Source organism: Bradyrhizobium sp. USDA 4473 (assembly GCF_054063335.1).
The window spans coordinates 7128124-7153792 of sequence record NZ_JBSSGE010000001.1; the positions used below are offsets into that span (position 1 = coordinate 7128124).

Here is a 25669-nt window from a genome sequence, read left to right on the forward strand (position 1 = left end):
GCGCCTGCCTGTCAAGGGTCCACAGGCGCACTGCGCCGCCGGGACGCGCCCTGCCAGGACGCGCCCTGCCCTCCGGAGCGCAGCCGCCGCCGTACGGACCTTATGGGATTGAGGGAGGCGGCGCCGGCCAGGGGCCCGCCCCGGCGGGCAATACAGCGCTGGCAGCCCGCTGAGGGCACCAGGCCGGCAGCACGGTGGCATCGCGTCAGACCATCGGACACCCAAGCACAAGGCCCGATCGTAATGCGATCGGGCCTTGTTTTGAGCTCGATGTCCCGAGAAACCCGTCCCGGCCCGGGACGGTTGGATCAGGCCGCCTTCGCCGTCACCATGACGTCGTCCACCGGCATCAGCACCTCGTTGCCGAGCAGGAAGCCGCGGCAGCTGCGCAGCGAGCGCAGCGCGCGGTTGAAATCGATCCCGGTCGACACCAGCGCCCGCAGCGTCCGCGGATTGCGCGCGATGCCGCGCAGCACCTTGCGCAGATCGATGTCGCCGTTCGGCTTCACCGCTGACTTCGCCAGTTCCGGCAGCGCCCGGTGCGCGGGATCGCTGATCACGCGCAGGGCTGCGAACGGAATGCCTGCTTTGGCGGCATAGGCGGCCGCGATATGGCTCTCCATATCCACCGCGGCGGCGCCGGTGATCGAGCGCAGCGCGGCCTTGCAGGCCTTTGCCGCGATCACCTGTTCGACGCCGGCGAGACCGCCGCGGACGATCCTGCGGCGCTTCAGCGCGGCGCTGGCGATCATCTCCTCGTTCAAGGCGGATGCGGCCAGGAAACGCGTATCGCCCGACATCACCTCGGTCGCGACCACGACGTCGCCCGACTTCAGCGACGGGTCGAGCCCGCCGGCCACGCCGAACGAAATCACGCCACGGAAAGTCTTCGGATCCAGCGTCGCCAGCAATTCACGCAGCTGCTGCGGATCGCTCGAGCTGCAGATCACGATCATGCCGGGGCCTGCCGCGATGCGGGCCTCCTGCACCAATCCAGTCACAATCAGTACCGGCCGAGGATCAATTCTGCCCACGGACTCGGCGGCCCCCGCCTCAACAATCACATCCCGACCCCTACCACCCTGCTATTGGTGCTTCTCAAATTCCGATACCGCGCCAGCGCCCAGAGCGGAAAGAACTTCGAGTAACCATGATATCGCAAGTAAAATACCCGCGGAAACCCCGTAGCCGTGTATCGCTGCTCGTCCCACAGCCCTTTTTCCGTCTGTGTTGCCTTTAGGTACTCCACCCCCCGCGCAACGGCGGGGTTTTCGACCTCTCCGGCCGCCATCAATCCAAGCAAGGCCCATGCCGTTTGCGAGGACGTCGATGGCGCAACTTCATAACCCTTGTAATCCAGCCGGTAGCTGACGGCATCCTCGCCCCAGCCGCCGTCCTGATTCTGGACCGATGCCAGCCAGTTGACCGCTTTGCGAATCATCGGGTCGTTGCGATCGACTCCTGCGACATTAAGCGCACACAGCACCGACCAGGTGCCGTAGATGTAGTTGAGGCCCCAGCGGCCGTACCAGGAGCCCTCGGCGAGCTGGGTGCGGCGCAGATAGGCGATACCGTCGGCCATCGCCTTGCTGCTCTCGACGGTCTCGCCGAGCTGGCCGAGCATCGAGATGCAGCGCGCGGTGACGTCCTCGGTCGGTGGATCCAGCAATGCGCCGTGGTCGGAGAACGGGATGTTGTTGAGGTAGTATTCGAGGTTGTTGGCGTCGAAGGCCGCCCAGCCGCCGTCGCGGCTCTGCAACCCTTCGATCCACTCGCGGCCGCGTGCGATCGCCTCGTCGTAGTCCCGGGTTCCGGTGTGGCGGCGCGCGCGATCCATCGCCATCACCACCACGGCGGTATCGTCGAGATCGGGATAATGGTCGTTGTTGTACTGGAACGCCCAGCCGCCGGGACGAACGTCCGGCGCCTTGACCGCCCAGTCGCCCTTCAGGTCCAGCACCTGGCGCGGCTTCAGCCAGTCGAGACCCTGCCTGGCCTTGGCGAGCGTGTCGTCGCCGCCCGCTTCCTGAAGTGCGTGACAGGTCAGCGCGGTGTCCCACACCGGCGAAACGCAGGGCTGGCAATAGGCCTCGTCGTCGCCGACCACCAGCAGCTTGTCGATGCCGCGGCGGGTGGTGGCGCGCGGCGGGAAATTCTCGTCCTTGCCGAGCGCATCATACATCATGACGATGTTGGCCATCGGCGGATAGATCGCGCCCATGCCGTCTTCGCCGTTCAACCGCTCCTCGGTGAAGGTGAGCGCGGCGTCGATCGCGCGCTGGCGCAGGCGCTTCGGAAACATCGGCTCGATCACGCGCAGCACGGCGTCGAGCGAGCGGAACAGATAGAACCAGCTCGCGCTCTGATGCGGCGCCTTCGGCGCCATGCGGACCGATTTCGGATCCTCCAGGAACAGTTCGTCGATGCCGACGCCCTTCGGGTTCTTCGCGCGCGGCTTCAGCGCGGCGAGCACCATCAGCGGCACCATGGTGGTGCGCGCCCAGTAGGAGATCTTGTTGATGTGGAACGGCGACCACATCGGCAGCAGCATGATCTCGATCGGCAGCACCGGCGTCGCGCGCCAGGTCACGACGCCATAGAGCGCGAGCAGGAAGCGCGTGAACACATTGCTGGCCGCGGCGCCGCCGCGCGAACGGATCGCCTCGCGCGCCCGCACCATATGCGGCGCATCCACGGAATCGCCGATCATCTTCAGCGCGAAGTACGACTTCACGCTGGCGCTCATGTCGAACGGGCCATCATGCACCAGCGGCCAGCCGCCATGCGCGCCCTGGACGCGGCGCAGGTAATTGCCGAGCTTGGCCTCGAGCCCGGTATCGATCGGCTCGGCGAGATAGTGACGCAGCAGGATGTACTCGGCCGGAATCGTGCTGTCGGCCTCGAGCTCGAACACCCAATGTCCGTCGGACTGGCGATAGCCGAGCAGCGCCTCGGTTGCCTTGGAGATGCTCTTCTCCAGCGCGACCGGGTCGACTGCAACGCCGTGATCTCTCGAAAGCATTTCGCTCGATATCCTCTTCATCGCGGACCGGCTGATCGAAAGCCGCGGCCGCTCCGGAACATGATCCGATCAAATCGGATCATGTTCTCATTCATTTGTTGGTCGCATTTTCTTGACGCGAACCGGTGACCACTTCGCTCGAAAATGCTCCAGCAGGTCGAATCTAGCGCGTGGCCAGAACCAGATCGGCGGCGCGATCACCGGATCGCACCGACCCCTCGATGGTCGCCGGCAACCCGGTAGCAGTCCAGTCGCCGGCAAGGAACAGGTTTTTTTGCGCCGTTGCGGGCCCCGGACGCAGGGCATTCTGCTCCGGCGTCGCCTCGAATGTGGCGCGGCGTTCACGCACGATCTGCCAGGCTGGCAAGTCGCCGGATACGCCGGATGCCTTGCAGATATCCCGCCAGACCGCCTGCGCAAGCTCCTCGCGCGGCATGTCGACCAGGCGGTCGCCGTTCGAGATCGTCACCGACAGCCGTTGCGGGAACGCGAACAGCCATTCGACGAGGCCGCCGACGACGCCGAGAATGGGCGCTGCGTCGCGCGGCGGATCGACGCGGAAATGCGCATTGACGATGGCGCGGAATTTGGTCGGAGTTTTCAGGCCGGGTAGCAGCGATGCCGCGGCGCGCGGCGGCACCGCGAGCACGACGGCATCGTCGGCCGCCAGCGCGATCTTGTCGCCATTGCCAAAGTCGAGCTCGCTGACGCGATCACCCGCCATGACGAGCGCACGCAATTCGTGACTGAACCGGACGCTGTGGCCCCGCTCCTGCAGCAGCTTGACGGCGGGCTCGATCAGCACCGAGCTCAGACCGTCGCGCGCGATCAGCGGACGGCAGGCCTGCCCGCCCGCGAGCAGCGTCTCGCGCACGATGGCGCCGGCGAGCCCGGCCGAGCCCTCCGGCGGATCGACGTTCAGCGCCGCGAGCAGCAGCGGCTGCACCAGCCGGTCATACAGCGTGCCCTTGCAGGGAATGGTGTTGCCGACCAGCGCGCCGGTGCCGGCCCAGGCCAGCGGCGCCAACGCGAGGTAGTCGCGCAGGGTGGTGTCCGGCACGCGGCGCGCCTCGTCGAACACCCACAGCGGCAGGCGGGAATCGCCGAGATCGAGCTGCCAGCGCTGGCCGCCGGCCAGATCGACGAACGGAAACTGCGCGCGCGCAGGTCCCACCAGGCCGGCCTCGGTGCCGATCGAGCGCGCATAGCTCAGCGCATGACGGTTGCCCGACAGCAAGAGATGGTTGCCATTGTCGATGGTGAGATTGGTGGCGGCGTCGAAATAGGAGCGGCAGCGGCCGCCGGCCTGCTGCGTCGCCTCGTGCACGGCCACCCTGTAGCCGCCATTGGCGAGCCGCACGGCAGCGGAGAGGCCGGAAATGCCGGCACCGATGATATGAACGGTCTTTTGCATCAGATGATCGCGTAACGAAGAAGAATGCCGATCTTGGCCGCCTTGGACACACGCACCGGCTCACGCGGTGCGGCGAAGCCGCGCGCGATCAACAGATCGAGGATCGCGCGGTAGTATTTCGACATGATCCGGGGCGCGCGCACGGCACGGCGCGAATTGCGCTTCATGATCTCGTCGGACTTCTGGAAATGCATCTTGGCGCGCTCGGCGAGCGGCGCACACACCTTCGGCAGCGCGCGGTCGGCGGTGACGCGGGCCGGGTCGTTGTTGGTGATGCCGGCATGCCAGAGCCATTCGCGCGGCAAATAGAGCCGGCCGAGGCCGGCATCCTCGTCGATGTCGCGCAGGATGTTGGTGAGTTGCAACGCGCGGCCGAGGTGATAGGCGAGCTGGATGCCGTCCTCCTCGGGCAGGCCGAACACGCGCACCGAGAGCCGGCCGACCGCGCTCGCGACGCGATCGCAATACAAATCGAGCGTTGCGAGATCCGGCGCGCGGATGTCCTGCGGCACGTCCATTTCCATGCCGTCGACGATCGCGACGAAATCCTCGCGCTTCAGGCCGAACGCCTTCACCGATCCGACATAGTCCTTCAGCCGCTCCGGCGGATGGCCGGCATAGAGCGCGTCGATATCGTCGCGCCACTGCTGCAGCGCCGCCAGCCGCTCCGGTCGCGGGCCGTCGGAATCGGCGATGTCGTCGACCTGCCGGCAGAAACTGTAGATCTGGAACATCGCCTCGCGCTGCGCGTGGGGCAGGATGCGCATCGCGGCGTAGAACGAGCTGCCCGACGCGGTGCTTCCGTAATTTGCGTTGGCCGCCGCCTCGACACTCATGCGCCTGCCGCCGTCCTGGATGCCGCGCGGCGGCCGGTTGCGCGCTGCGCGGTCTCGCCGGCGACACCGCCGAGACTCTGCAGCAGCAGTTCAACCTTGCTCAGATGCACGCGCTCGCTGAGCGGATCGCGGACCTTCAGCATGGTGACGATCTTGTCGGCGAACGCCTGGATCACCGAGATCTCGAGGCCGAGCCTGAAATCCTTCACCTCGGCGGCGAGCGACTTGCTCCGGTCGAGCAGCGCCTCGGTTCGCACCGCGAGCGCCTGCAGGCATTTGAGCAGGGCCGGCTGCGACTTCGTCTCGCCGAGCATCTCGACGGTCGCACCCGCGGCAGCCAGCGCATCGCGCGGCAGGTAAACGCGGTTCAGATTGCGGTAGTCCTTGCCGCAGTCCTGAAGATGGTTGTTGATCTGCAACCCGGCGCACAGCGCATCCGACGCCGCCCAGGTCGAGGTATCCTCGCCATGCACGTCGAGCATGAAGCGCCCGACCGGCATCGCCGAGTAGCGGCAATAGTCGATCACGTCGTCCCAGGTCTCGTAGCGCAGCTTGGTGACGTCGAGGCGGAACGCCACCAGCACGTCGAGCGCGTGCCGCGGCGGCATGCCGCGCTCGGCGAAGGCCCGGCGCAGATTGACCGCTTCCTTCTGGGTCTCGCCATTGCCGAGCAGCTCGGCCTCCATGAGGTCGAGATAGCGCAGCTTCTCATCGGCCGGCAGCGTCGCGTGATCGGCGATATCGTCGGCGGTGCGGACGAAATTATAGAAGGCCAGGATCAGGGCGCGATGCCGCGGATGAATGATCCACGACGCGACGGGAAAATTCTCGTCGCGATGGGTCTTTCCGGATCGCAGGTCGCTCGCGGTGGTCATGGGAAATTTGGGCTACACTGGTCATGGCACGACGCAGGCGCGAACGGCCGGCGCATGCGGGGGATTTGCGAGCCCCATATAGGGGAATACGCCACCAAAACCAATGCCATCTGTGACCGCCAGCATATGCGGCCGCGGCCGGCATGGCTGCCAGCCGCGGTGCCGATAGCGATCCCTCGAGACCTGAATTCAGTCTTACTGGCCGTGGGTCTTCAGAACCTGGTCGCAGGCGGCGCTGATCTTGCTGCGGTTCTGCTGCAGGCAGGCGAGAATGGTGAAATCACCCTGATCGATCACGGCGCGGCAGTGACGCTGCACGTCACGCGTGCAGGCCTTCTGCTCATCGGGTGTACCGCGTCCCTGCTGCTGCTGGGCGACGGCGCTGGACGCGAGCGGGATCGACAACAGGGCAAGTGCCAAGAGAAATTTACGCATCGTATTCCTTCATTTCCGACAGCAGAAAATCTGTTCCCGAAAGCGTTTCGGCAAGGCCGGGACGGATTTTGGGGATTGCAGACGCCACGTAACGCGGCAACGGATTGACGACAAGCACCGCTAAATGCGGCTAAATTTGCGGCGCTGTAAACCCCCGCATAAGCTATTGATTCAAAAAAGTGATTTGTGCCATCACTTTGTCGCGTTTGACCATTGCGGACAGCACTTGCGCAAAGCTACATGCGGTCATGAGGGGTGCGGTTTCTGATTCTGTTCGATGACAGTAGAGGCGCGGGGACGGCGCTGCTGTCGTTTGAACCTAACATTCTTCGGTGACACTAAACCTTCGATGCGGCGAGACGCTTTCTTGCGCAGGAGGCGTTGATTTTGATGGGAAAATTCACAATGAAACGGTTTGGTTCCAGCCTTTTTGGTCAGGCTCTCAGGGCTGTGGGCGTCGGCGCCGCACTGATGCTGTCTGCCTCCGCCGTCCACGCCCAGGCCAGCGGCCCCTTTGCCGGCTTTGCCGGCTCGTGGACCGGCACAGGCACGGTGGCGCTGTCCAACGGCACCACGGAACGGATTCGCTGCAAGGCTGACTACAAGGTCGCGCCGTCGGGCATGAACCTGAAGCAGTCCCTGCATTGCGCCAGCGACAGCTACAAGTTCGACCTCTCCAGCGATGTCACCAGCCAGGGCGACCGGATCTCCGGCAACTGGAGCGAGGCCAGCCGCAACATCTTCGGCAATTTGCAGGGCACCGCGGGCGGCGGACGGATCGACGTGTTCGTCGAGGCCTCCGGCTTTGCCGCGAACCTGAACCTGCAGACCAACGGCTCCAAGCAGGTTGTGCAGATCGACTCCAAGGGCGAGATCCGCGGCGTCTCGATCACGATGACGAAGAGCTGACGCTCCGCGGCCAATTTCACCGGCCAACAAAAAGGCCCGGTTCCGAACGCGTCGGAACCGGGCCTTTTGTTGATCGGAGCATCAGGCCTTTTCGATCGGCGCCGGCTGGCCGCCTCTGCCGCGCAGCTTCTGCGACAGGTTGATCAGGAACATCGAGGTCGGCCGCAGGATGAACAGGTCCGCGACCAGTGCTGCGACCATCGAGAATGCGCTGAGCCAGCCGAACAGGCGCAGCGACGGCAGGTCGGAGAACACGGTGACGACGAGACCGCAGGCCAGCACCACCGTGGTCAGGATCAGCGCCGGCCCGACCAGCACGGTGGCGCGCTCCACCGCAAGTTCCGGCGTGACGTCCGGCTTGGTCTCCAGCCGCAGGCGGTTGAGGAAGTGGATGGTGGCGGAAAGCCCGAGGCCGAACGACACGGTCAATGCCACCACGCTGGCGAATTGCAGCCCCTCCCCGAGCAGCCACAGCACGGTGCCCGACAGCACCACGGGGAAGATGCCGGGCAGGATGCAGGAGAACATCACCACGACCGAGCGGAACGCGAGCCCGATGAAGATCGCGACCAGCGCGAATTCCACCGTGAGGCCGCGGTTGAGCTTCTCGATCATGTTGGCGCTGTTACGCGCGGCAATCACCGACAGGCCGGTGACGGCGATCTCGTAGCCGGGATGCTCGGCGCGCACCTTGTCGAGCGAGTGATCGAGCTTGTTCACCACCGGCAACAGCTGGCTGGAATCCAGATCAGGCACCCGGCCCGACACCACGACGGCATCCTGATCCTTCGAGATGAAACGGCGCACGAGATGTTCGGGAATCACGCCGACATATTCCTTCAGCGTCGCGACATCGTTGCTGCCGGCCTTTTCGGCGAGCCAGCGCCGCAGGGTTTCCAGCGACCAGACGTTGCCGACGCCGGCACTGTCCTCGACCATCGCATGCACGTCGGCGATCGTCTTCAGCGTCTCCGGCGAGTAGAGCGATTCACCCTTGGGGAATTCGATCAGGACGTCGACCGGATTGGCGCCGGTCAGCTTGGCGTCGAGCCGGCCTGACGCCGCCACCGCCTGCCGCTTGTCCGGCACCTGGTCGGCGAGCCGGTAACGCGGCTCGAGATTGGCGTAGATGATGCCGAGACCGCCGACCACGATCAGTGCGAGCAGGCTGAACAGCCCGGGACGGCCGACCATGCGCACCGCGATCCAGTAGCAGAAATTGCGCAGCGCCTGGACGCCGGCATCGGCGCTCTGGAACTTGACCGCGAAAACCTTCTCGTTGCGCACCAGCAGGATGCCGAACACCGGCACCAGCGAGAGCACCGCGACCAGCGCGATGATGGTCGCCGCAAGTCCGGCCTCGCCGAATTTGCGGATCAGGTCGGAATCCGAGAACTGCAACGCGATGAAGGAAATGCCGGCCGTGCCGTGGGTCAGCACGCAGGCCGGGCCGACCACCAGCACCGCGTTCTTGAATGCGGTGAACTTGTCCTGCCCCGCGATCAGCCGGTCGCGTGCCGCGAATGTCAGCTGCATCGAATCGGAGAAGCTGATCACCATGATGAGCGGCGTCATCACGTTGAGGAACATGTTGAGATTGAAATTGGCCCAGCCGAGGCCGCCGAGCGCGAGCAGGATCGCGATCATCGGCGGGAACGCCGCCGCCACCATGAAGGAGATCTTGCGGAAGAAGATGATCGCGATGACGCAGCCGGCGAGGATGCCGAGAATGTTGTAGGTCAGGCCGTCACGCTCGACCGCATTGCGGATCTCGAGCTGCATGACCGGCACGCCGGACAACTGGGCATTGAGCCCGCTGCCGCCGAGGTCGTCGGCCATGATCTTCCTGATGTCGCCGACCACCTTGCCGAGCTTGTTGCTGCCGACCACCTCCGGCTCGAGCGACAGCACGACCAGCGCGAGCGTCCCGTCCTCCGACAGCAGCTTGCCGCGGATGATCTCGTTGCTTTTGACGGTCTCGACGAACTTGTCGTAGGCCGCGCCCTCCGGAAGCTCGTTCGGGAACAGCGCCGCCGGCAGCTTGCCGGGCTCCGGCGCCTGGCGCGCGGAGAACAGCGACACCAGGCCGCGCACGCCCTCGACGAGTTGCAGGTCCGTGACCATGTCACGGAGCTTGCCGAGATTGTCGCGCTCAAGCAGCGTCTTGCCTTCGACGACGACGAGGACGTCGAATTCGGTCGCCGGGAAGCGCTTGGTCACCGCCTCGTACTGCTTGTAGTCCTTGGATTCGGAGCGGAACAGCTGCGACAGCGAGTCGTCGATCTTGATCCGGTGCACACCGAACACGGCACCGATCAGCAGCAGGACGAGCACGATGCAAGACAGGATCGGCGCCCGCATCGGGATCAGGCCGAGCCGTTCGATTCCGAAGGCGATGCTGGGCCCCGAGCGCGGCTCTTCAACCTTCTCGACGTGGACCTGACTTTCGGAATTCTTTTCGAGCATGCCCTGTCCAGTTCTGCAAACGGCTCAATCTGTCTAGCTTGGGTCTAAAGCGCGATGAGATCGGATTGAATCATCGCGCTCTAGCTTCTTGTTTGCGCACGATCTTTTCGGAAAACCGCTACGCACTTTTCCGGATCATGCTTCAGGGGCGCGAATGCGGCGGGTGAGCGCGATTGTCCAGCGCTAGTCCTTGAAAACACGCGAATATTGACCGGCGCCGGTTTTACCTGTCCGCCCTCTTGCTCGCAAGCGCGCGGGGCGCGCCAAATCGACGGGGAACCACCGATATCAGCCATTAAGTAACTGATTTGCCACACCCTGGGAGCGCATTCCGTGACGATCCACCGCCGCTTTCATCCTTCAAGGCGACCCCGGTGACCTGGCGTGCCAGGCCTTCGCGCACAAGCCAGGCGATTCTGAATGCGGCGTCCGCATAGCTCAGCCCGGCACGGTGGATGTTGGAAATGCAGTTGCGATCGGCGTCGGTCAAACCGATCCGCGGCGCGAAGGTGAGATAGGCGCCGAGGCTGTCGGGTGCGGACAGGCCCGGCCGCTCGCCGATCAGCATCACCAGCATGCGCGCGCCGATGATGGCGCCGATCTCGTCCCCGAGTGCGACCCGCGCCCCCGATGCGACGATCACCGCAGCGGCGTCGATCTTGTCGGCCGCGAGTTGCGGCAACAGATGCCGGATCAACTCGACGGCATGCACATTGACCGCTGTCGGCGACAGGCCGTCGCCGATCACGATGGCACAGGAACAGGCGGTGATGCCGCTAGCCTCCAGCGATCGCCGGGACGCCGAATCCAGCATGCGCCCGAGGTCGGGCCGGCGCAGATAGTCGCGCCGGCTGTGCGCCTGGCTCGATACCTGAAGCGGCGTGATGCCGAGGCCGGCAGCGCCGGCTGCAATCCCGCCGACATCGAAGACGGCGTGAACGGCGTCGCGGGCGCGGGCATGATCGAGCGTGAAGGAGAGCAGCGCATCGGTCGGCAGGCTGGCCCCGGAGCGGCCGAGGCCGACCCGCGCCGGCGTGAGCTCGCGCAGATCGGGAAGCGAAGGGAGCGATGGCGCTGGCGGTGTGGTCATGCTGCTATTCGGCGGGAACGGATGCCTCGCGCAGCCGGATCGAGTAGTTCGAGGCGTTCTGCCGGCCGCTGGAGGCTGCGCGCGCAAACGTGATCAGATGATGTGCGACCAGCGTCGCCGAGATCAACCCCTCGATGTCGCCGCGCTTCAGCCGGCCGAGCGCAAACTTCCAGAACACCCGCTTGTAATCGCCGAGCACGCCGACCTTCCAGAAGATGTTGCGCAGCATGATCAGCCCGCGCCGGATGTTGGCCCAGCTCTTCATCTCCGGGCTGACCGGCACCTTGATGCGGTTGGCATAGGTGTAGTTGCACTGATGCAGATAGCGCTCGAACAGCCGCTTCGGCTCGTAGGCGATTTCCATGCATTTGCGCCAGGAACTGACCACGTCCTCATAGGGCAGCAGGAACTCGACATTGGAGTCGCGGCCCTCATCATCGACCAGCCGCCCTGCCTTTTCGAGCCGATCCCACAGCGGCGTCTTCGGCAGCGCCTGCAGCAAGTTGATGGTGAGCAGCGGAATCCGCGATTCCTCGACAAAGGAGAGCAGCGCGTCGCCGGTCTGCGGCTTGTCGGTGTCGAGCCCCATGATGATGCCGGAGACGACCTCCATGCCGAACGAATTGATCGTGCGCACGCCCTCAAGGATCGGAACCATCATGTTCTGATCCTTGTGCATCGCCTTCAGCGCATCGGGATCCGGCGTCTCGATGCCAACGAAGATCGTGACGAAGAAGGCCTCGCGCATCTTCTCCAGGATCTCGGGCCGCTTGGCGATGTTGAGCGTCGCCTCGCAGGCAAGGCGCGTCACATAGCCGGTCCGCTTCTGCCACGCGATCAGATGCGGCAGCAATTCGCTCGCCGGCCTTGCGGTTGCCGATGAAATTGTCGTCGACGAAATAGACCGTGTCGGTCGCGCCGCAGGCGCGCAGCTTGTCGAGCTCGGCGATGATCTGCTGCGGCGACTTCAGGCGAGGATTGCGGCCATAGAGCCCGGGGATGTCGCAGAACTCGCACTGATAGGGGCAGCCCGAGGAGAACTGGATGCTGCCGAGAAAGTACTTCTTGGTCTCGGCGAGTTCATAGGCCGGCAGCGGGAAATCCGTCATCGGCAGGCGGTCGACGGTCGTCAGCACCACCTGCTGGTCGGGACGGCTGGTGTCTTCCGCCAGGCGCCGGATCAGCTCATTGGTGGCGTCGCCGAGCTCGCCGACATGAAGGTAGTCGAATGCGGGATAGTAGTCCGGACAGGCGCTGACCGAGGGGCCGCCGATCGCGACCACGCGGTCATGCTCATGCGCGCGGCGGCAGATGTCGTTCATCTGCTGGCGCTGGATGTGCATACCGCTGACGAACACGGCATCCCGCCCACGCGAAATCCTCCGCGGTCGCGGGCCGCAGGTTCTCGTCGACGAACCGGACCGGCCAGTTCTCGGGAAGATATGCGGCGATCAGCAGCAGGCCCTGCGGCGGCATGAAGGCCTTGACGCCGTCGGTCAGGGGATAGGAGTGCTCGAAGGTGCCAAACGACGACGTATAGCGCGGAAAGACGCAGAGGATACGCCGTGCTGTCTCTATGCCCTCAGCTCTCATCAATACGACCCCGAAGCACCTGCAAATCTAACCACGGCACGGAACGCTGGGCCAGAAATTCTTCAACATTGTGGCACCGGCTAACGTCACAACGCCGAGATAGTTGCTCTGCAGAATTTCGCTATCCCGTCAGGTCAGGAGCCGGGCCGCGAGATCGGGCAGCCGCTCCGCATCGTCAACAAGGCGGAAGTCCTGGCCGGCTAGGCCGACGCGCGCGAGCCAGGCGTCGAATTCGGGCGCCCGCTTCAGGCCGAACAGGTCGCGGATGTAGAGCGCATCGTGAAACGACGTCGACTGATAGTTCAGCATCACGTCATCGGCGCCCGGCACGCCCATGATGAAATTGACGCCGGCGGCGGCAAGCAGCGTCAGCAGATTGTCCATGTCGTCCTGATCGGCCTCGGCATGGTTGGTGTAGCAGACGTCGATGCCGAGCGGCAGGCCGAGCAGCTTGCCGCAGAAATGATCCTCAAGCCCGGCACGGATGATTTCCTTGCCGTCATAGAGGTATTCGGGACCGATGAAGCCGACCACGCTGTTGACCAGCAGCGGATCGAACGCGCGCGCCACCGCATAGGCCCGCGCCTCGCAGGTCTGCTGATCGACCTGGTGATGGGCGTTGGCCGACAGCGCCGAGCCCTGCCCGGTCTCGAAATACATCACATTGTCGCCGACCGTGCCCCGGTGCAGCGACAGCCCGGCTTCGCGCGCCTCGCGCAGCAGCGACAGGTCGACGCCGAAACTGCGGTTGGCCGCTTCGGTGCCGGCGATCGACTGGAACACGAGATCGACCGGCAGCCCCTGCCCGATCAGTCCGAGCGTGGTGGTGACATGGGTGAGCACGCAACCCTGCGTCGGAATCTCCAGCCGCGCGATGATGTCGTCGAGCAGCCGCAGCAGGGTGCCGATCACTTTGGGATCGTCGCTCGCCGGATTGATGCCGATGCAGGCATCGCCCGATCCCAGCAGCAGCCCGTCGAGGATCGAGGCGGTGATGCCCTTGGGGTCGTCGAACGGATGGTTGGGCTGCAGCCGCGTACTCATGCGGCCGCGCAGACCGATGGTGTTGCGGAAGGCGGTCGTGACCTCGCATTTCTTCGCCACCAGGATCAGATCCTGGTTGCGCATCAGCTTCGACACCGCCGCCACCATCTCCGGCGTGATGCCGCGCGAGATCTTCCTGATCGTATCGCCCGTGGCGGCATCCGACAGCAGCCAGTCCCGGAAGCCGCCGACGGTGAGCGATGACACCGGCACAAAGCCAGCAACGTCGTGGCTGTCGAGGATCAGGCGCGTGACTTCATCGTCCTCATAGGGGATGACCGGCTCGTCGAGGAATTGCTTGAGCGGAACGTCGGCCAGCGTAAGCCGCGCGGCGATCATCTGTTCCGCGCTGTCGGCGGCAACGCCGGCCAGACGGTCGCCGGACCGCGGCGGCGAGGCCTTGGCAAGCAGGATGCGCAGATCGTCGAATGCGTAATTGGTGGCGTCGATAGTGTGACGATAGTGCATGGGAGTTCGCGTCGAGGCAGGGGCAACGTAACCTAGCACCTCTTTGCGAAAGTCGTGCCATCGGCTTCGCTGCCACCGCGCACGGGATGTTGATGAGTGATGATGATGACGGCCCGTCACTCGACAGCGCGGCAAGGCGGCGGCGCGACACGGGAGGTTCGGAGCCCCTCATAAGACATTGGGATTATTTGGAGATTTAGCCGGTTGCGGCCCGCGCAAACCGCGCTCGTTAAGACATTATCCATGAACATTTTGCATAAGCTTTAATTGGCCGACGGTACTCCCCGGCCTCTTGGAGTGCCCGCAATGTCCGCCCCCGTCACACCTCCGATCTCCAGATCCCGGCCTCCTATGGCATCCCGATTCTCGCTTGCTGCCCGGCTGTACTCGACGTTTGCGCTGATCGCGGCGCTGACCGCGGCCATCACCCTCCTGTCCGACACCAACGCGCGGCGCAACGCCGAGCTGACCGAGGCCGTCGACCTCGCGAGCCGCGCCGCACTCAATGTCGAGCGGGTCAACTCGCTGGTCTATGCCGTGGTGATGGAATCGCGCGGCATCTACATGTCGACCGATCCGGCGGCGGTGAAGAAATACGGTGACGGGCTGCTGGCGTTCAACGACCGCATCCTCGGCGTGGTGAAGAACTGGGAAACCCTGGTGCAGGCCGACGACGCCGCCCAGTTCGCCGCGTTCAAGACGCGCATCGAGCAATTCGTCGAATTCCGCAAGGAGCTGGTTCGCCGCGGCATCGAGATCGGCGCCGCAGCCGGGCGTGAGTGGGGCGACAACGACGCCAACCGCGACGTGCGCACCGCGCTGAACAAGGACCTCGAGGCGCTGTCCAAGGTCTATGCCGAGCGCAGCAAGCGGCTGGCACGGCAGACCGACGCCAACCGAACTTTGGCGCTGCTGCTGACCGGGCTCGGTGCAGCCGCCCTGATCGTGGTGGTGCTCGGCGTCCTGATCATCGCCCGCTCGGTGGCCCGGCCGCTGTCGCAGATCACCACCACCATCAAGCGCGTCGCGGACGGCGACGACCATGTCGAAGTGCCCCATGTCGGGCGCAGCGACGAGATCGGCGCCTTGGCGCGCGCCATCAAGGTGTTCCAGGAGGCGATGGAGCGCAACCGCAGCCTGAACGCGCAAGTCCTGCAGGATTCCGCGGCCCGCGACGCGCGTGGCCGGCACATCGAGAGCTTCGTCGACGCATTCCGCGGCACCATCGGTGAGGTGCTGCGCGCGGTGCACGACAACGCCGCGACGATGCGGCAAACCGCGCAGACCATCGCGACCGTCGCGGCGGACGCCAGCGGCCGGGCGGTTGCCGCGGCCGGCGCCACCGAACAGGCCTCGAGCAACGTCTCCGCGGTGGCGGGCGCGGCCGAAGAGCTGTCCGCCTCGGTCGAGGAGATCGGCCGCCAGGTCAAGCAGTCCTCCGGCGCGGTCGATCAGGCCGGGCTGCGCACCGACCGCTCGATCACCGAGATCGAGAGCCTTGCCGCCACCACCCAGCGCATCGACGGCGTGCTGAACCTGATCCAGGCGATCGCCGAGCAGACCAATCTGCTCGCGCTCAACGCCACCATCGAAGCCGCCCGCGCCGGCGATGCCGGCCGCGGCTTTGCCGTCGTCGCGCACGAGGTCAAGGCGCTGGCCGGGCAGACCGCGAAGGCAACCGCCGAGATCAGCGAGAATGTCGGCCTGATCCAAGCCTCCACCCGCAACTCGGTGGCTGCCGTGCGCGAGATCGGCCAGGCTGTGCGCGAGATCAGCGATGTCACCGCGAACATCGCAAGCGCGATCGGCCAGCAGGATGCTGCGACCCGCGAAATCTCGGCCAACGCGCAGATGGCGGCCCAGGGCAACGAAACCCTGGTCGCGAATGTCGGCTCGCTCCGCGACGACATGGACCAGACCAGCAAGGCGGCGGAAGCGGTGCTCGCGGCGTCGAACGATCTGACCGCAACCGCCGAAACGCTGTCGCGCGAGGTCGAGCAGTTCTTCCGCAATTTGCGCAGCGATGCCAACGACGGCCTGCGGCGGACGGGGACGTAGCGACAAAGCGGCTGCTGGGATCAATCCAGATCCCGGGGCTGCGTCAGGGATGTCGTGTTCGGTGTCATCACGCTGTTTGATGTCTTGACTGGACCTGTCCCCTCGTCGTCCTGGCGAAAGCCATAGCCACTGATTTTGGTCGTCGTAGGGATTGTGGCCCCAGCGTCGCGCTACAAGTCTCATTCGGGGCAATGGGTCCTGGCTTTCCAGGACGACGATGAGAATGGGTTTCGATTCACGTGCCACACTGTCGGTGTCATCACCCGCGAAAGCGGGTGATCCAGTATTCCAGAGGCAGTAATGCTTGAGCCGAGAGGCCGCGGCGTACTGGATCGCCCGGTCCCGTCTACGCCAAGGCTTCGACGAGGCAAGCAGTCCGTGGCGCGCCGAAGCTTTAGCGGAGGCGGCGAGCCGGGCGATGACAGTTGTAGATGAGGATATAGCTTCGCGTTCTCGCGACATGAATTGTCCGAGCTTTGCTCTTTCGTTTCGCCCTCCCTCCTGTCACAGAGGGCGCAGGGAAAGCCGGGTGCCGATCGCACCCATGGGCCCCGAGCAATGGGTAGAAAGCACGGGGGTAGGACCACAGGTGTAACCGGAGCAATCCGGCTTTCCCTGCGCGATGGCTTACGGCTTATACGTGCTCTCCCCGGCGAGACTTGGCTTTGTTGTCACCGTCTTCACAACGCGCATTTGCGCAATCGGAAGAGACACCTACCGCTAGGGCGTCAGGCCTGCACGATTTCGCCGTCCGCCTCATGCGCGTTCGTCAACTGCGCATTCGGCGTCCACCGCATCTCGACCCGCGTTCGTGACGACCGCGAAGCGCCCCTCGATCGGGCGAGACAGACGCATTAAACATCTGAGTTGGGTCTGCTGTCAAGTAAAATTCCGAAAATCCGAACGACTCGCCTAAGGATTGGCGACGTGTAGCAAGGATGGGTAGAGCGCAGCGAAACCCATCATTCGCGCAGCGCAAAAGCATCGATGGGTTTCGCTTCGCTCTACCATCCTACGCGCTGCTTTCGCGTTTGAGCGCATGGCGCGCAGGCCAAGGCCAGCGACTGGGTCCCCGCCTCCCGATGGTTAAGACTCTGCCAACGCGCGCACATAAATTGCCCGCGCTTCGGGTCGCCTTTCTCAATTTGATGCCCCCATAGAAAAGGTCAAAGCGCGGGGGCGCGGGGGGAAGTGGAAGCGTGCAATGAACGGGCTTGTGCCAAGGCCGAAGGCGGTGCCGACCAAACGGCTGCTTGCGCTCGGGATCGGCCTTGTTTTGGGCTTTTCGGCGATCTGCGCATCGATCCTCTGGGAGATGGCGGACAAGGACTACCAGCACGCGAAGCAAGGCGCGACCAACCTCGTCGCCTCCATCGCCAGCGAGATCGACCGCAACATCGAGCTCTATGACCTCTCGCTGCAGGCGGTCGCCGACGGCGTCAAGCTGCCGGAACTAACCAAGATCAGCCCGGAGCTTCGCCAGGTCGTGCTGTTCGACCGCGCCGCCACCGCCAAGGATCTCGGCTCGATCCTGGTGCTGAGTGCCGCGGGAGACGTCACGCTGGATTCCCGGACATTGACGCCGCGGACCGCGAATTTCGCCGACCGGGACTTCTTCCTGGTGCATCGAACCCAACCGGACCGCGGTCTGTTCATCAGCGCGCCCTGGGTCACGCCGGAGGGCGAATATCTGATCAGCCTGAGCCGCCGCATCAGCAACGACGACGGCTCGTTTGCCGGCGTGGTCGCCGGCAGCATGCGGCTCAGCTATTTCCACAATCTGTTTCGCAAGCTGAACTTCGGCCTCGGCGACAGCATGGCGCTGTTCAACACCGATGGCGTCATGCTGATGCGCGCACCATTCGAGATCGGCAAGATCGGGCAAAGCATCAAGGACTCCCTGGTCTTCAAGCAGTATCCGGCACGGCAATCCGGCTCCTACATGACGAAATCACTCGTCGATCATGTCAGCCGGCTCTACGTCTTCCAGGCGGTCGGCAGCCATCGCCTGATCATCGCCGAGGGTCTCGCACTCAACGGCATCTATGCCGATTGGTGGCAGCAGGTCTGGCTGATCGGCAGCGTGGTGGCCGCGCTGTGCGGCTTCTCGATCGTGCTGATGTTCTATTTGCTGGCCGCTCTCAAGCGGCGGGCCGCGGCGGAACGCCGGCTCGCGCACCTCGCCAGCACCGATGCGCTGACCGGCCTCGCCAACCGCCGCCGCCTCGACGACACCCTCGACATCGAATGGCGGCGCGGCATGCGCGCGAAATCGCCGGTCTCGCTGCTGATGATCGACGTCGATCATTTCAAGGCGTTCAACGACACCTACGGGCACCAGGCCGGCGACGCCGTGCTCGCCACCGTGGGGCGGTGCATCGCAGCCAGCGCCAAGCGCGTCACCGATCTCGGCGCGCGCTACGGCGGCGAGGAGTTTTCGGTGCTGCTGCCAGGCATCGGCAAGGCCGGCGCGCTTGATGTCGCCGAGCAGATTCGCGCCAAGCTGACGGCTGCACGCGAGACCGAGCAGGAGCTGCCGACCGTCAGCATCGGGGTGTCTTGCCTCGTGCCCGACCACGAGCGCACGTCGCGCGATCTGCTCAAGGCCGCGGACCTTGCGCTCTATCAAGCCAAGCACGACGGCCGCGACCGCGTCGTCGTCAGCCCGATCGGATGGGACAAATCCGGCAAGCGGCACGTCGCCTGATCGCGGTTCTCGCCTCCAGCTCCGCTCACTCGACCGGCAGCACGTCGACCGCAACGCCGAGCTTCTGCTTGCGCGCACCGACGATGACGCCATCGACCGGCGAGACGTCGGCGAAGTCGCGGCCGATGGCGAGGATGATGTGGTCGCCTCCGACCATCAGATCGTTGGTCGGATCGAACCCGACCCAGCCAAGCTCGCTGCCGCACCAGACCGAGACCCAGGCGTGGGTTGCGTCGGCGCCCTGCAACCGCGGCTGGCCCGGCGGCGGAATGGTGCGCAGATAGCCGCTGACATAGGCCGCGGGCAGGCCGAGCCCGCGCAGGCCCGCGATCATCACATGGGCAAAGTCCTGGCAGACGCCGTGGCGCTTCTCGAACACGTCGCGCAGCGGCGTCGAGATCACGGTCGCCTTCGGATCGTATTTGAAGTCGCCGCGGATCCGCCGCATCAGGTCGGCTGTCCCAGTGAGGATGCCGCCACCCGGCGCAAAGCTCGCAGACGCATAGGCTGTCACGGGCCGCAACACCGGCACCAGCGCACTGGCAAAGACGTAGCCGACCGGCGAGGCCGCATCGAGGCTCAAGCCTTCGAAGGCGTGATCGCGCACGTCCTCCCAGGACGGGCTGGCGGCGTCACGCGCCGGCGGCTGCCGCGTCACCGAGACCCGCGAGCGGGAATCGATGCGGAGGCTGCGATGCGCGGTCTCGATCAGGACGCTTTCGGTCAGCGTGCCGAAGAAGTCGCGCCGGGTGGTGCGCTCCGCGGGCTTGGGTCGGATCTCGACCGCATGCGAGATCAGCTGCTGCCCGTCGCCGCTGATCGGCTCCAGCCGCAGCGCGCAGCGCGCGAAGCTGACCTGGGTCTCGTAGCTATAGGTCGTGACGTGACGGATGTCGTAGATCACGCCAGCCCCGTGAGCTTCTCCGGCCGGCTGGCGTTCGGTCCATGCGGGAAATAATGCAGCCCGACGGCGTCGGCGAGATTGAGCAGATCCTGCTCCAGCGCGAACAGCGTCTTGACGTCGAGGCTCGAGGCTTCGGCCGTCGTCAGCATCGCCTCCAGCGCAACCGCGAGCCGCTGCGGCCGCTCGATCAGACCGTGCTCCTTCAGGCTCGGCAGCGCGGCGATATGTTCGTTCAGCGCCGCGACCTGGAACGCCACCGAGCGCGGATTGTAGGGATCGAGCACCGCGAGATCGCGCACCGGCGTCAGCAGCGGCTGCACCAGATAGCGCGAGCGATAGGTGATCTGGCAATCGACCAGCGTGAGCAGGACGTCGAGATCCTCGTCGCCGGCCTCGTCATAGGCGAACTGGCGGGCGAAGCGCGTGGTGTTGATGGCGCGCTCGGCGCGGCGCCCCATCTCGAGGAAGCGCCAGCCGGCGGCGCGGTTCATGTTCTCCTGCGCGAGACCCGCGAAGCTCGCGAGTTCCTGCAAGGTCAGTTCGGCGGCGCTGACGACGCCGTCATCGTCGTGCACCTCGATGGCGAGCCGGTCGGCCATTTCGGTGATGACCTGCCAGGCGTCCGGCGACAGCCGCTCGCGCAGCGAGGTCGCGGTGCGCTGCGCCGATCGCACCAGCGACAGCGCCGAGCCGAACTTCTCCTCGTTCTGCAACGCCTCGAGCGCGACCTTGGCCGGATTGGCGCGCGCGGTCTGCGTGGCCGCGCCCCAGGTCACCAGCAGGCGCTGGATCCGCTCGGCCGAATGCATCGCCGGCGCGTTGCCGTTCGAATTGGCGCGCGCCGGATCGCGCAACGGCGTGCCCAGGGCGCGGATCAGGCGAATGGTGGCCTCGGCGCGTTCGAGATAGCGGCCGAGCCAGAACAGATTGTCGGCGGCGCGGCTCGGCAGCACGCCGGCGATGCGCCGGATGCGGACGGTATCGACCGCCGGCAGCAAGGTCGAGGTCGCCACCGCCTTGTCGGAGACCACCCAGACGTCGGCGGACACCGCGCCGTCGCCCATCGAGACCGCGCGCGCGTCGGCCCGGTCGGCGATCCGGCAGAAGCCGCCGGGCAGCACGGTCCAGCCGTTCGGCGTCGCGGCGGCGAACACCCGCAGCACGAACGGACGCGGCGTGATCCGACCGTTCTCCCACACCGGCGTGGTCGACAGCCGCACCAGCTCCTGGCCGACATAGTCGATGCCGCGATGGCTGATCGCATCCTTGAGGCGATCGCGGTCCGCGGCCGACAATTCGCCGGGGAGTACCGGACCGTGGCCCGGAAAATCCGCCACGCCACGGCCATAGGCGCCCTCGATCGCGAATTCGTCGAGCCGCGACAGCACCTGCTCGCGGGCGGATTTCTGGCCGCACCACCAGGTCGCGATATGCGGCATCATCAGGTCTTCGCTCAGCAGGCGCCGGCACAGGTTGGGCAGGAAGCCGAGCAGAGCCCGCGCCTCCATCACGCCGGAACCCGGCATGTTGGCGACCACGACGCCGCCCTTGCGCAGCACCTCGACGAGCCCGGGCACGCCGAGATAGGACGACGCATCGAGCTCGAGCGGATCGAGCATGTTGGAATCGACCCGGCGCAGCAGCACGTCGAGCCGCTTCAATCCGGCAACGGTGCGGATATGAATGCGATCGCCGGAGACCGCGAGATCGTCGCCCTCGACCAGCAGGAAGCCGAGATAGCGCGCCAGCGTGGCGTGCTCGAAATAGGTCTCGCTGAACGCGCCTGGTGTCAGCAGGCCGATCCGCGGCTCGTCGCGGTCGGCGCTGGCGCGCAGCGAATCGCGGAACGCCTCGAAGAACGGCGCGACGCGCTCGACATTCATCGACTTGTAGAGATTGGAAAAGGCGCGTGACAGCACCAGGCGGTTTTCCAGCGCGTAGCCCGCGCCCGACGGCGCCTGCGTGCGATCGCCGAGTACCCACCAGCGGCCGTCGGGCCCGCGGCCGATGTCGGCCGCATAGAGATGCAGATAGCGGCCGCCCGGCGGCTTGATGCCGCTCACCGCGCGCAGATATTCGCTGCTGCCGGCGATCGCCGCCGCTGGGATCGCGCCGTCAGCAACGAGACGGCCGTCGCCGTAGAGATCGGCCAGCACCATTTCCAGAAGCTGCGCGCGCTGCGCGACGCCGGCGGCGAGCTGGCGCCAGTCGGCGGCGTCGATGATCAGCGGCAGATGGCTGAGCGGCCAGATCCGGTCCGACGTATCGCCGGGCGTACGGTAGGTGACACCGGCCTCGCGCAGATGGCGATCGGCGGAGGCGAAGCGGCGCTCGATATCGGCCGGCGACAGCGCGGCAAAGGCGTCGAAGAAACGGGCCCAGGCCGGCCGCGGCGCGCCGTTCTCGGCGATATATTCGTCGGGAATGCCGGGCAGCCGGACGTAGTCGCGGGTCCATTGCGCCATCCGGCGCTGGCCGGGACGGGCCCTGCTCTCCTGACTGCCGCCGCTTTGGCCACCCGACACGGTCATTCCACTTCCCCTGCAGCCAATTAGTGCAGGAGCGGCGTCCGCAAGTCGAGGGTCAAGGGGAAACTCAGTTGTGCGTTCCTCCGGCGGCGTTTCGATCTTGCCGGGGGTATGGCCGTGCTCCTGGAAGCGCGCCAGCCGCCGCGCCTCGGCCTCGTAGGAATTGACCGGCTTGGTCTCGTAATTGCGGCCGCCGGGATGGGCGACGTGATAGACGCAGCCGCCGAGCGAGCGGCCATTCCAGGTGTCGATCAGGTCGAATGTCAGCGGCGCGTGCACCGGAATGGTCGGATGCAGGCCGGAGGCCGGCTGCCAGGCCTTGAAGCGGACGCCGGCGACCGCCTCGCCGGAGCGGCCGGTCTCGGTCATGGGCATCCGCCGGCCGTTGCAGGTGATGACGTGGCGGCCCTCGACGAATCCGGTCGCCTTCACCTGCAACCGCTCGACCGAGGAATCGACATAGCGCACCGTGCCGCCCGACGTCCCCTCCTCGCCCAACACGTGCCACGGCTCCAGCGCCTGCCGCAGTTCGAGGCCAACGCCGCCATGATGAACGCGGCCGAAGGCGGGGAAACGGAATTCGAGCTGGGCTTGATACCATTCCGGCTCGACGTCGTAGCCGGACTGCTTGAGCTCGGCGAGCACGCCTAAGAAATCCTCCCAGAGGACATGCGGCAGCATGAAGCGGTCATGCAGCGCGGTGCCCCAGCGCACGAACTTGCCCTGCTGCGGCTCGCGCCACAGTTTTGCGATCAACGCGCGGATCAGAAGCTGCTGTGCCAATGACATCCTGGGATCGGGCGGCATTTCGAGCGCGCGGAATTCGACCAGGCCGAGCCGGCCGGTCGGGCCGTCGGGCGAATAGAGCTTGTCGATGCAGATCTCGGCGCGATGGGTGTTGCCGGTGATGTCGACCAGGATGTGCCGGAACAGCCGATCGACCAGCCACAGCGGCGCATCGATGCCCGGCGGCGGCACATGCGCCAGCGCGATCTCCAGTTCATAAAGTCCATCGTGCCGCGCCTCGTCGATGCGCGGCGCCTGGCTGGTCGGGCCGATGAACATACCGGAGAACAGATAGGACAGCGACGGATGCCGCTGCCAATACAGCACCAGGCTCTTGAGCAGATCAGGCCGGCGCAGGAACGGGGAATCCTCCGGCTTGCTGCCGCCGACCACGATGTGGTTGCCGCCGCCGGTGCCGGTGTGGCGGCCGTCGATCAGGAACCGGTTGGCCCCAAGCCGTGTCTTCGCGGCGTCCTCATAGAGGCCGAGCGTGATATCGACGGCCTCGCGCCAGCTCTGCGCCGGCTGCACGTTGATCTCGATCACGCCGGGATCGGGCGTCACCTTGATCACCTCGACGCGCGGATCGTATGGCGGTGCATAGCCTTCGACATGGACCGCGAGCTGCGTTTCCTCGGCGGTCGCCTCGATTGCCGTGATCAGCTCGAGATAGTCATCGACCTTCTCGACCGGCGGCATGAAGACGCAAAGCACGCCGTCGCGGACTTCGATCGCCATTGCGGTGCGCACCGGCAGCGGCTCGGGGATATCCTTGAGCGCCTGCTTCAGCTCCGCATCGGCAAGCGCCTCGCGCGGCGCCATCGGATCCTGCTCGATGATGTAAGGATAGTCCTCGGGCGGGACATGTTCGAGCGAGCCGATCGGCAGCCGCAGGCCGAGCGGGGAATCGCCGGGTGATGCGAACAGATGGCTGCGGCGGATCTTCCAGTGCTCGCTGCGCCAGCGCGCAGGGATCTTGTCGGCAAGCGGCGTCCAGCGCTGGATCGGCAGCACGAACCCCTTCGGCGTCGTCAGTCCCTCGTCGAACACCCGCGCCAGGCGCGCGCGCTCTTCGGCATCGGTCAGCTTGGAGTTATCGGGCGTGACGTTGGGCGGCAGCCCGGCTTCACGCTGCAGCCAGAACGCCGGGTCCTCATAAGCCGGCATGACATAGTCGGCGCCGAGCCCGAGCTTCTTCGCGGTGCCGACGGCAAAGCGCTCGGCATCGGCCACCTCCGCCTTGCGCGGATTCTCGATGCTTGCGATCAGGTCGGCATTCTTCCAGATCGGCTTGCCGTCCTTGCGCCAATAGAGGCCGAACGCCCAGCGCGGCAGGCTTTCGCCGGGATACCATTTGCCCTGGCCGTAATGCAGCAGCCCGCCCGGCGCGAACCGCGTGCGCAGCTTGCGGATCAAATCGTCGGCGAGCGCCCGCTTGGTCGGACCGACCGCGGCGACATTCCATTCCGGCGATTCCGGATCGTCGATCGAGACGAAGGTCGGCTCGCCGCCCATGGTCAGCCGCACGTCGTGCTCCGTCAGGTCGGCATCGACCTGCTCGCCGACCCGGTCGAGCCGTGCCCAGGAATCATCCGAGAACGGCCGGGTGATCCGCGGCGCCTCGCGGATCCGCTTGACGCTCATGTCGAAGCCGAACTCGGTGTTGGCGATGCCCGCGGTGCCGGTCACCGGCGCGGCCGAGCGGTAATGCGGCGTGGCGCAGACCGGGATGTGGCCCTCGCCGGTCAGCATGCCGGAGGTGACGTCGAACCCGATCCAGCCCGCGCCGGGCAGATAGACCTCGGCCCAGGCGTGCAGATCGGTGAAATCGCTCTCGACCTCGCGCGGCCCTTCGAGCGGATCGATGTCGGGCCGGAGTTGAATGAGATAGCCGGAGACGAAACGCGTCGCGAGCCCGAGATGGCGCAGCGCCTGGATCAGGAGCCACGCCGAATCGCGGCAGGAGCCGGAGCCCGCGGCCAGCGTCTCCTCCGGCGTCTGGATGCCGGCCTCCATGCGGATGACATAGCTGATCTGTTTTTGCAGCTGCGCATTCAGCTCGACCAGGAAATTGACGGTCGAGTCGGCCTGGCGCGGGATTCCCTTCAGATACGCCGCGAGCAACGGCCCGGGCTCGTCGGTCTCGAGATAGGGCGCGAGCTCGGTCTTGAGGTCGGCGGGGTATTCGAACGGAAAGCTGTTGGCGTAAGGCTCGACGAAGAAGTCGAACGGATTGACCACCGTCATCTGCGCGGTGAAATCGACCTCGACCTTGAGCTCGGTCGCCTTCTCCGGAAAAACATAGCGCGCCAGCCAGTTGCCCTGCGGGTCCTGCTGCCAGTTCACGAAGTGATTCGATGGCGTGACCTTGAGCGAATAGCTCAGGATCGGCGTGCGGGTATGCGGCGCCGGCCGGAGCCGAATGGTCTGGGGCCCGAGATCGATCGGCCGGTCGTATTTGTAGTGCGTGACGTGATGCAGTGCGACGAAGATCGACACGGACCGAGGACTCCAGCAGCTTTTTTGAGCAGAAC

The 25669-nt window shown here is 65.6% G+C and carries 14 protein-coding genes and 1 pseudogene; 3 read left to right on the top strand and 12 right to left on the bottom strand.

All coding sequences use genetic code 11. The annotated features are described in order from the left end of the window. Positions 1 to 308 precede the first annotated feature (308 nt). The 6 genes from ACVW17_RS33560 to ACVW17_RS33585 form a co-directional block, all read right to left on the bottom strand. Complete coding sequence (locus ACVW17_RS33560; protein WP_456755866.1) at positions 309 to 1034, bottom strand: phosphorylase; 726 nt, start codon at positions 1032 to 1034, stop codon at positions 309 to 311. Positions 1035 to 1060: 26 nt separating this feature from the next. Further along, positions 1061 to 3022 carry a squalene--hopene cyclase gene (shc, locus tag ACVW17_RS33565; RefSeq protein WP_456798347.1) on the bottom strand — a complete coding sequence of 654 codons (1962 nt, stop codon included), beginning with the start codon at positions 3020 to 3022 and terminating at the stop codon, positions 1061 to 1063. Positions 3023 to 3185: 163 nt separating this feature from the next. Next, positions 3186 to 4436: a hydroxysqualene dehydroxylase HpnE gene (gene hpnE / locus ACVW17_RS33570; protein ID WP_456798348.1), complete on the bottom strand. Its 1251-nt coding sequence runs from the start codon at positions 4434 to 4436 to the stop codon at positions 3186 to 3188. Beyond that, positions 4436 to 5272, bottom strand: a complete 837-nt coding sequence (hpnD, locus tag ACVW17_RS33575; RefSeq protein ID WP_456755869.1) for a presqualene diphosphate synthase HpnD — start codon at positions 5270 to 5272, stop codon at positions 4436 to 4438. Before hpnD ends, hpnE begins: the two co-directional genes overlap by 1 nt. Beyond that, positions 5269 to 6147, bottom strand: coding sequence for a squalene synthase HpnC (hpnC, locus tag ACVW17_RS33580; RefSeq protein WP_456798349.1), 879 nt, complete (start codon positions 6145 to 6147; stop codon positions 5269 to 5271). Before hpnC ends, hpnD begins: the two co-directional genes overlap by 4 nt. Before the next feature lie 195 nt (positions 6148 to 6342). Next, positions 6343 to 6582: a hypothetical protein gene (locus ACVW17_RS33585; protein ID WP_456755871.1), complete on the bottom strand. Its 240-nt coding sequence runs from the start codon at positions 6580 to 6582 to the stop codon at positions 6343 to 6345. Positions 6583 to 6987: 405 nt separating this feature from the next. On the opposite strand from ACVW17_RS33585, the gene ACVW17_RS33590 reads away from it, so the two are divergent. Next, on the top strand, positions 6988 to 7491 hold the full coding sequence (locus tag ACVW17_RS33590; protein WP_456755872.1) for a hypothetical protein: 504 nt from the start codon (positions 6988 to 6990) through the stop codon (positions 7489 to 7491). An 81-nt stretch (positions 7492 to 7572) separates the two neighbouring features. Here the strand turns inward: ACVW17_RS33590 and ACVW17_RS33595 are convergent, their stop codons facing one another. From ACVW17_RS33595 to ACVW17_RS33610, 4 genes and pseudogenes are all read right to left on the bottom strand, one after another. Continuing rightward, complete coding sequence (locus ACVW17_RS33595; RefSeq protein WP_456798350.1) at positions 7573 to 9957, bottom strand: efflux RND transporter permease subunit; 2385 nt, start codon at positions 9955 to 9957, stop codon at positions 7573 to 7575. Between the two features lie 295 nt (positions 9958 to 10252). Next, positions 10253 to 11047, bottom strand: a complete 795-nt coding sequence (gene eutC, locus ACVW17_RS33600; protein WP_456798351.1) for an ethanolamine ammonia-lyase subunit EutC — start codon at positions 11045 to 11047, stop codon at positions 10253 to 10255. Between the two features lie 4 nt (positions 11048 to 11051). Then, positions 11052 to 12640 (bottom strand): annotated as a pseudogene (locus ACVW17_RS33605) (B12-binding domain-containing radical SAM protein). A 129-nt stretch (positions 12641 to 12769) separates the two neighbouring features. Continuing rightward, positions 12770 to 14152 carry an ethanolamine ammonia-lyase subunit EutB gene (locus tag ACVW17_RS33610; protein ID WP_456798352.1) on the bottom strand — a complete coding sequence of 461 codons (1383 nt, stop codon included), beginning with the start codon at positions 14150 to 14152 and terminating at the stop codon, positions 12770 to 12772. A 351-nt stretch (positions 14153 to 14503) separates the two neighbouring features. Here ACVW17_RS33610 and ACVW17_RS33615 point away from each other — a divergent pair, with 351 nt between their 5' ends. Continuing rightward, entirely contained in the window at positions 14504 to 16210 is a 1707-nt protein-coding gene (locus tag ACVW17_RS33615; protein WP_456798353.1) for a methyl-accepting chemotaxis protein, read from the top strand. 1204 nt (positions 16211 to 17414) lie between these two features. After that, positions 17415 to 18917 carry a diguanylate cyclase gene (locus tag ACVW17_RS33620; RefSeq protein WP_456755878.1) on the top strand — a complete coding sequence of 501 codons (1503 nt, stop codon included), beginning with the start codon at positions 17415 to 17417 and terminating at the stop codon, positions 18915 to 18917. A 25-nt stretch (positions 18918 to 18942) separates the two neighbouring features. Here the strand turns inward: ACVW17_RS33620 and ACVW17_RS33625 are convergent, their stop codons facing one another. Beyond that, positions 18943 to 19821 (bottom strand): transglutaminase family protein, encoded by an 879-nt coding sequence (locus ACVW17_RS33625; RefSeq protein WP_456798354.1) that lies wholly within the window; start codon positions 19819 to 19821, stop codon positions 18943 to 18945. Then, on the bottom strand, positions 19818 to 25634 hold the full coding sequence (locus ACVW17_RS33630; protein WP_456798355.1) for a transglutaminase family protein: 5817 nt from the start codon (positions 25632 to 25634) through the stop codon (positions 19818 to 19820). Before ACVW17_RS33630 ends, ACVW17_RS33625 begins: the two co-directional genes overlap by 4 nt. Positions 25635 to 25669 lie beyond the last annotated feature (35 nt).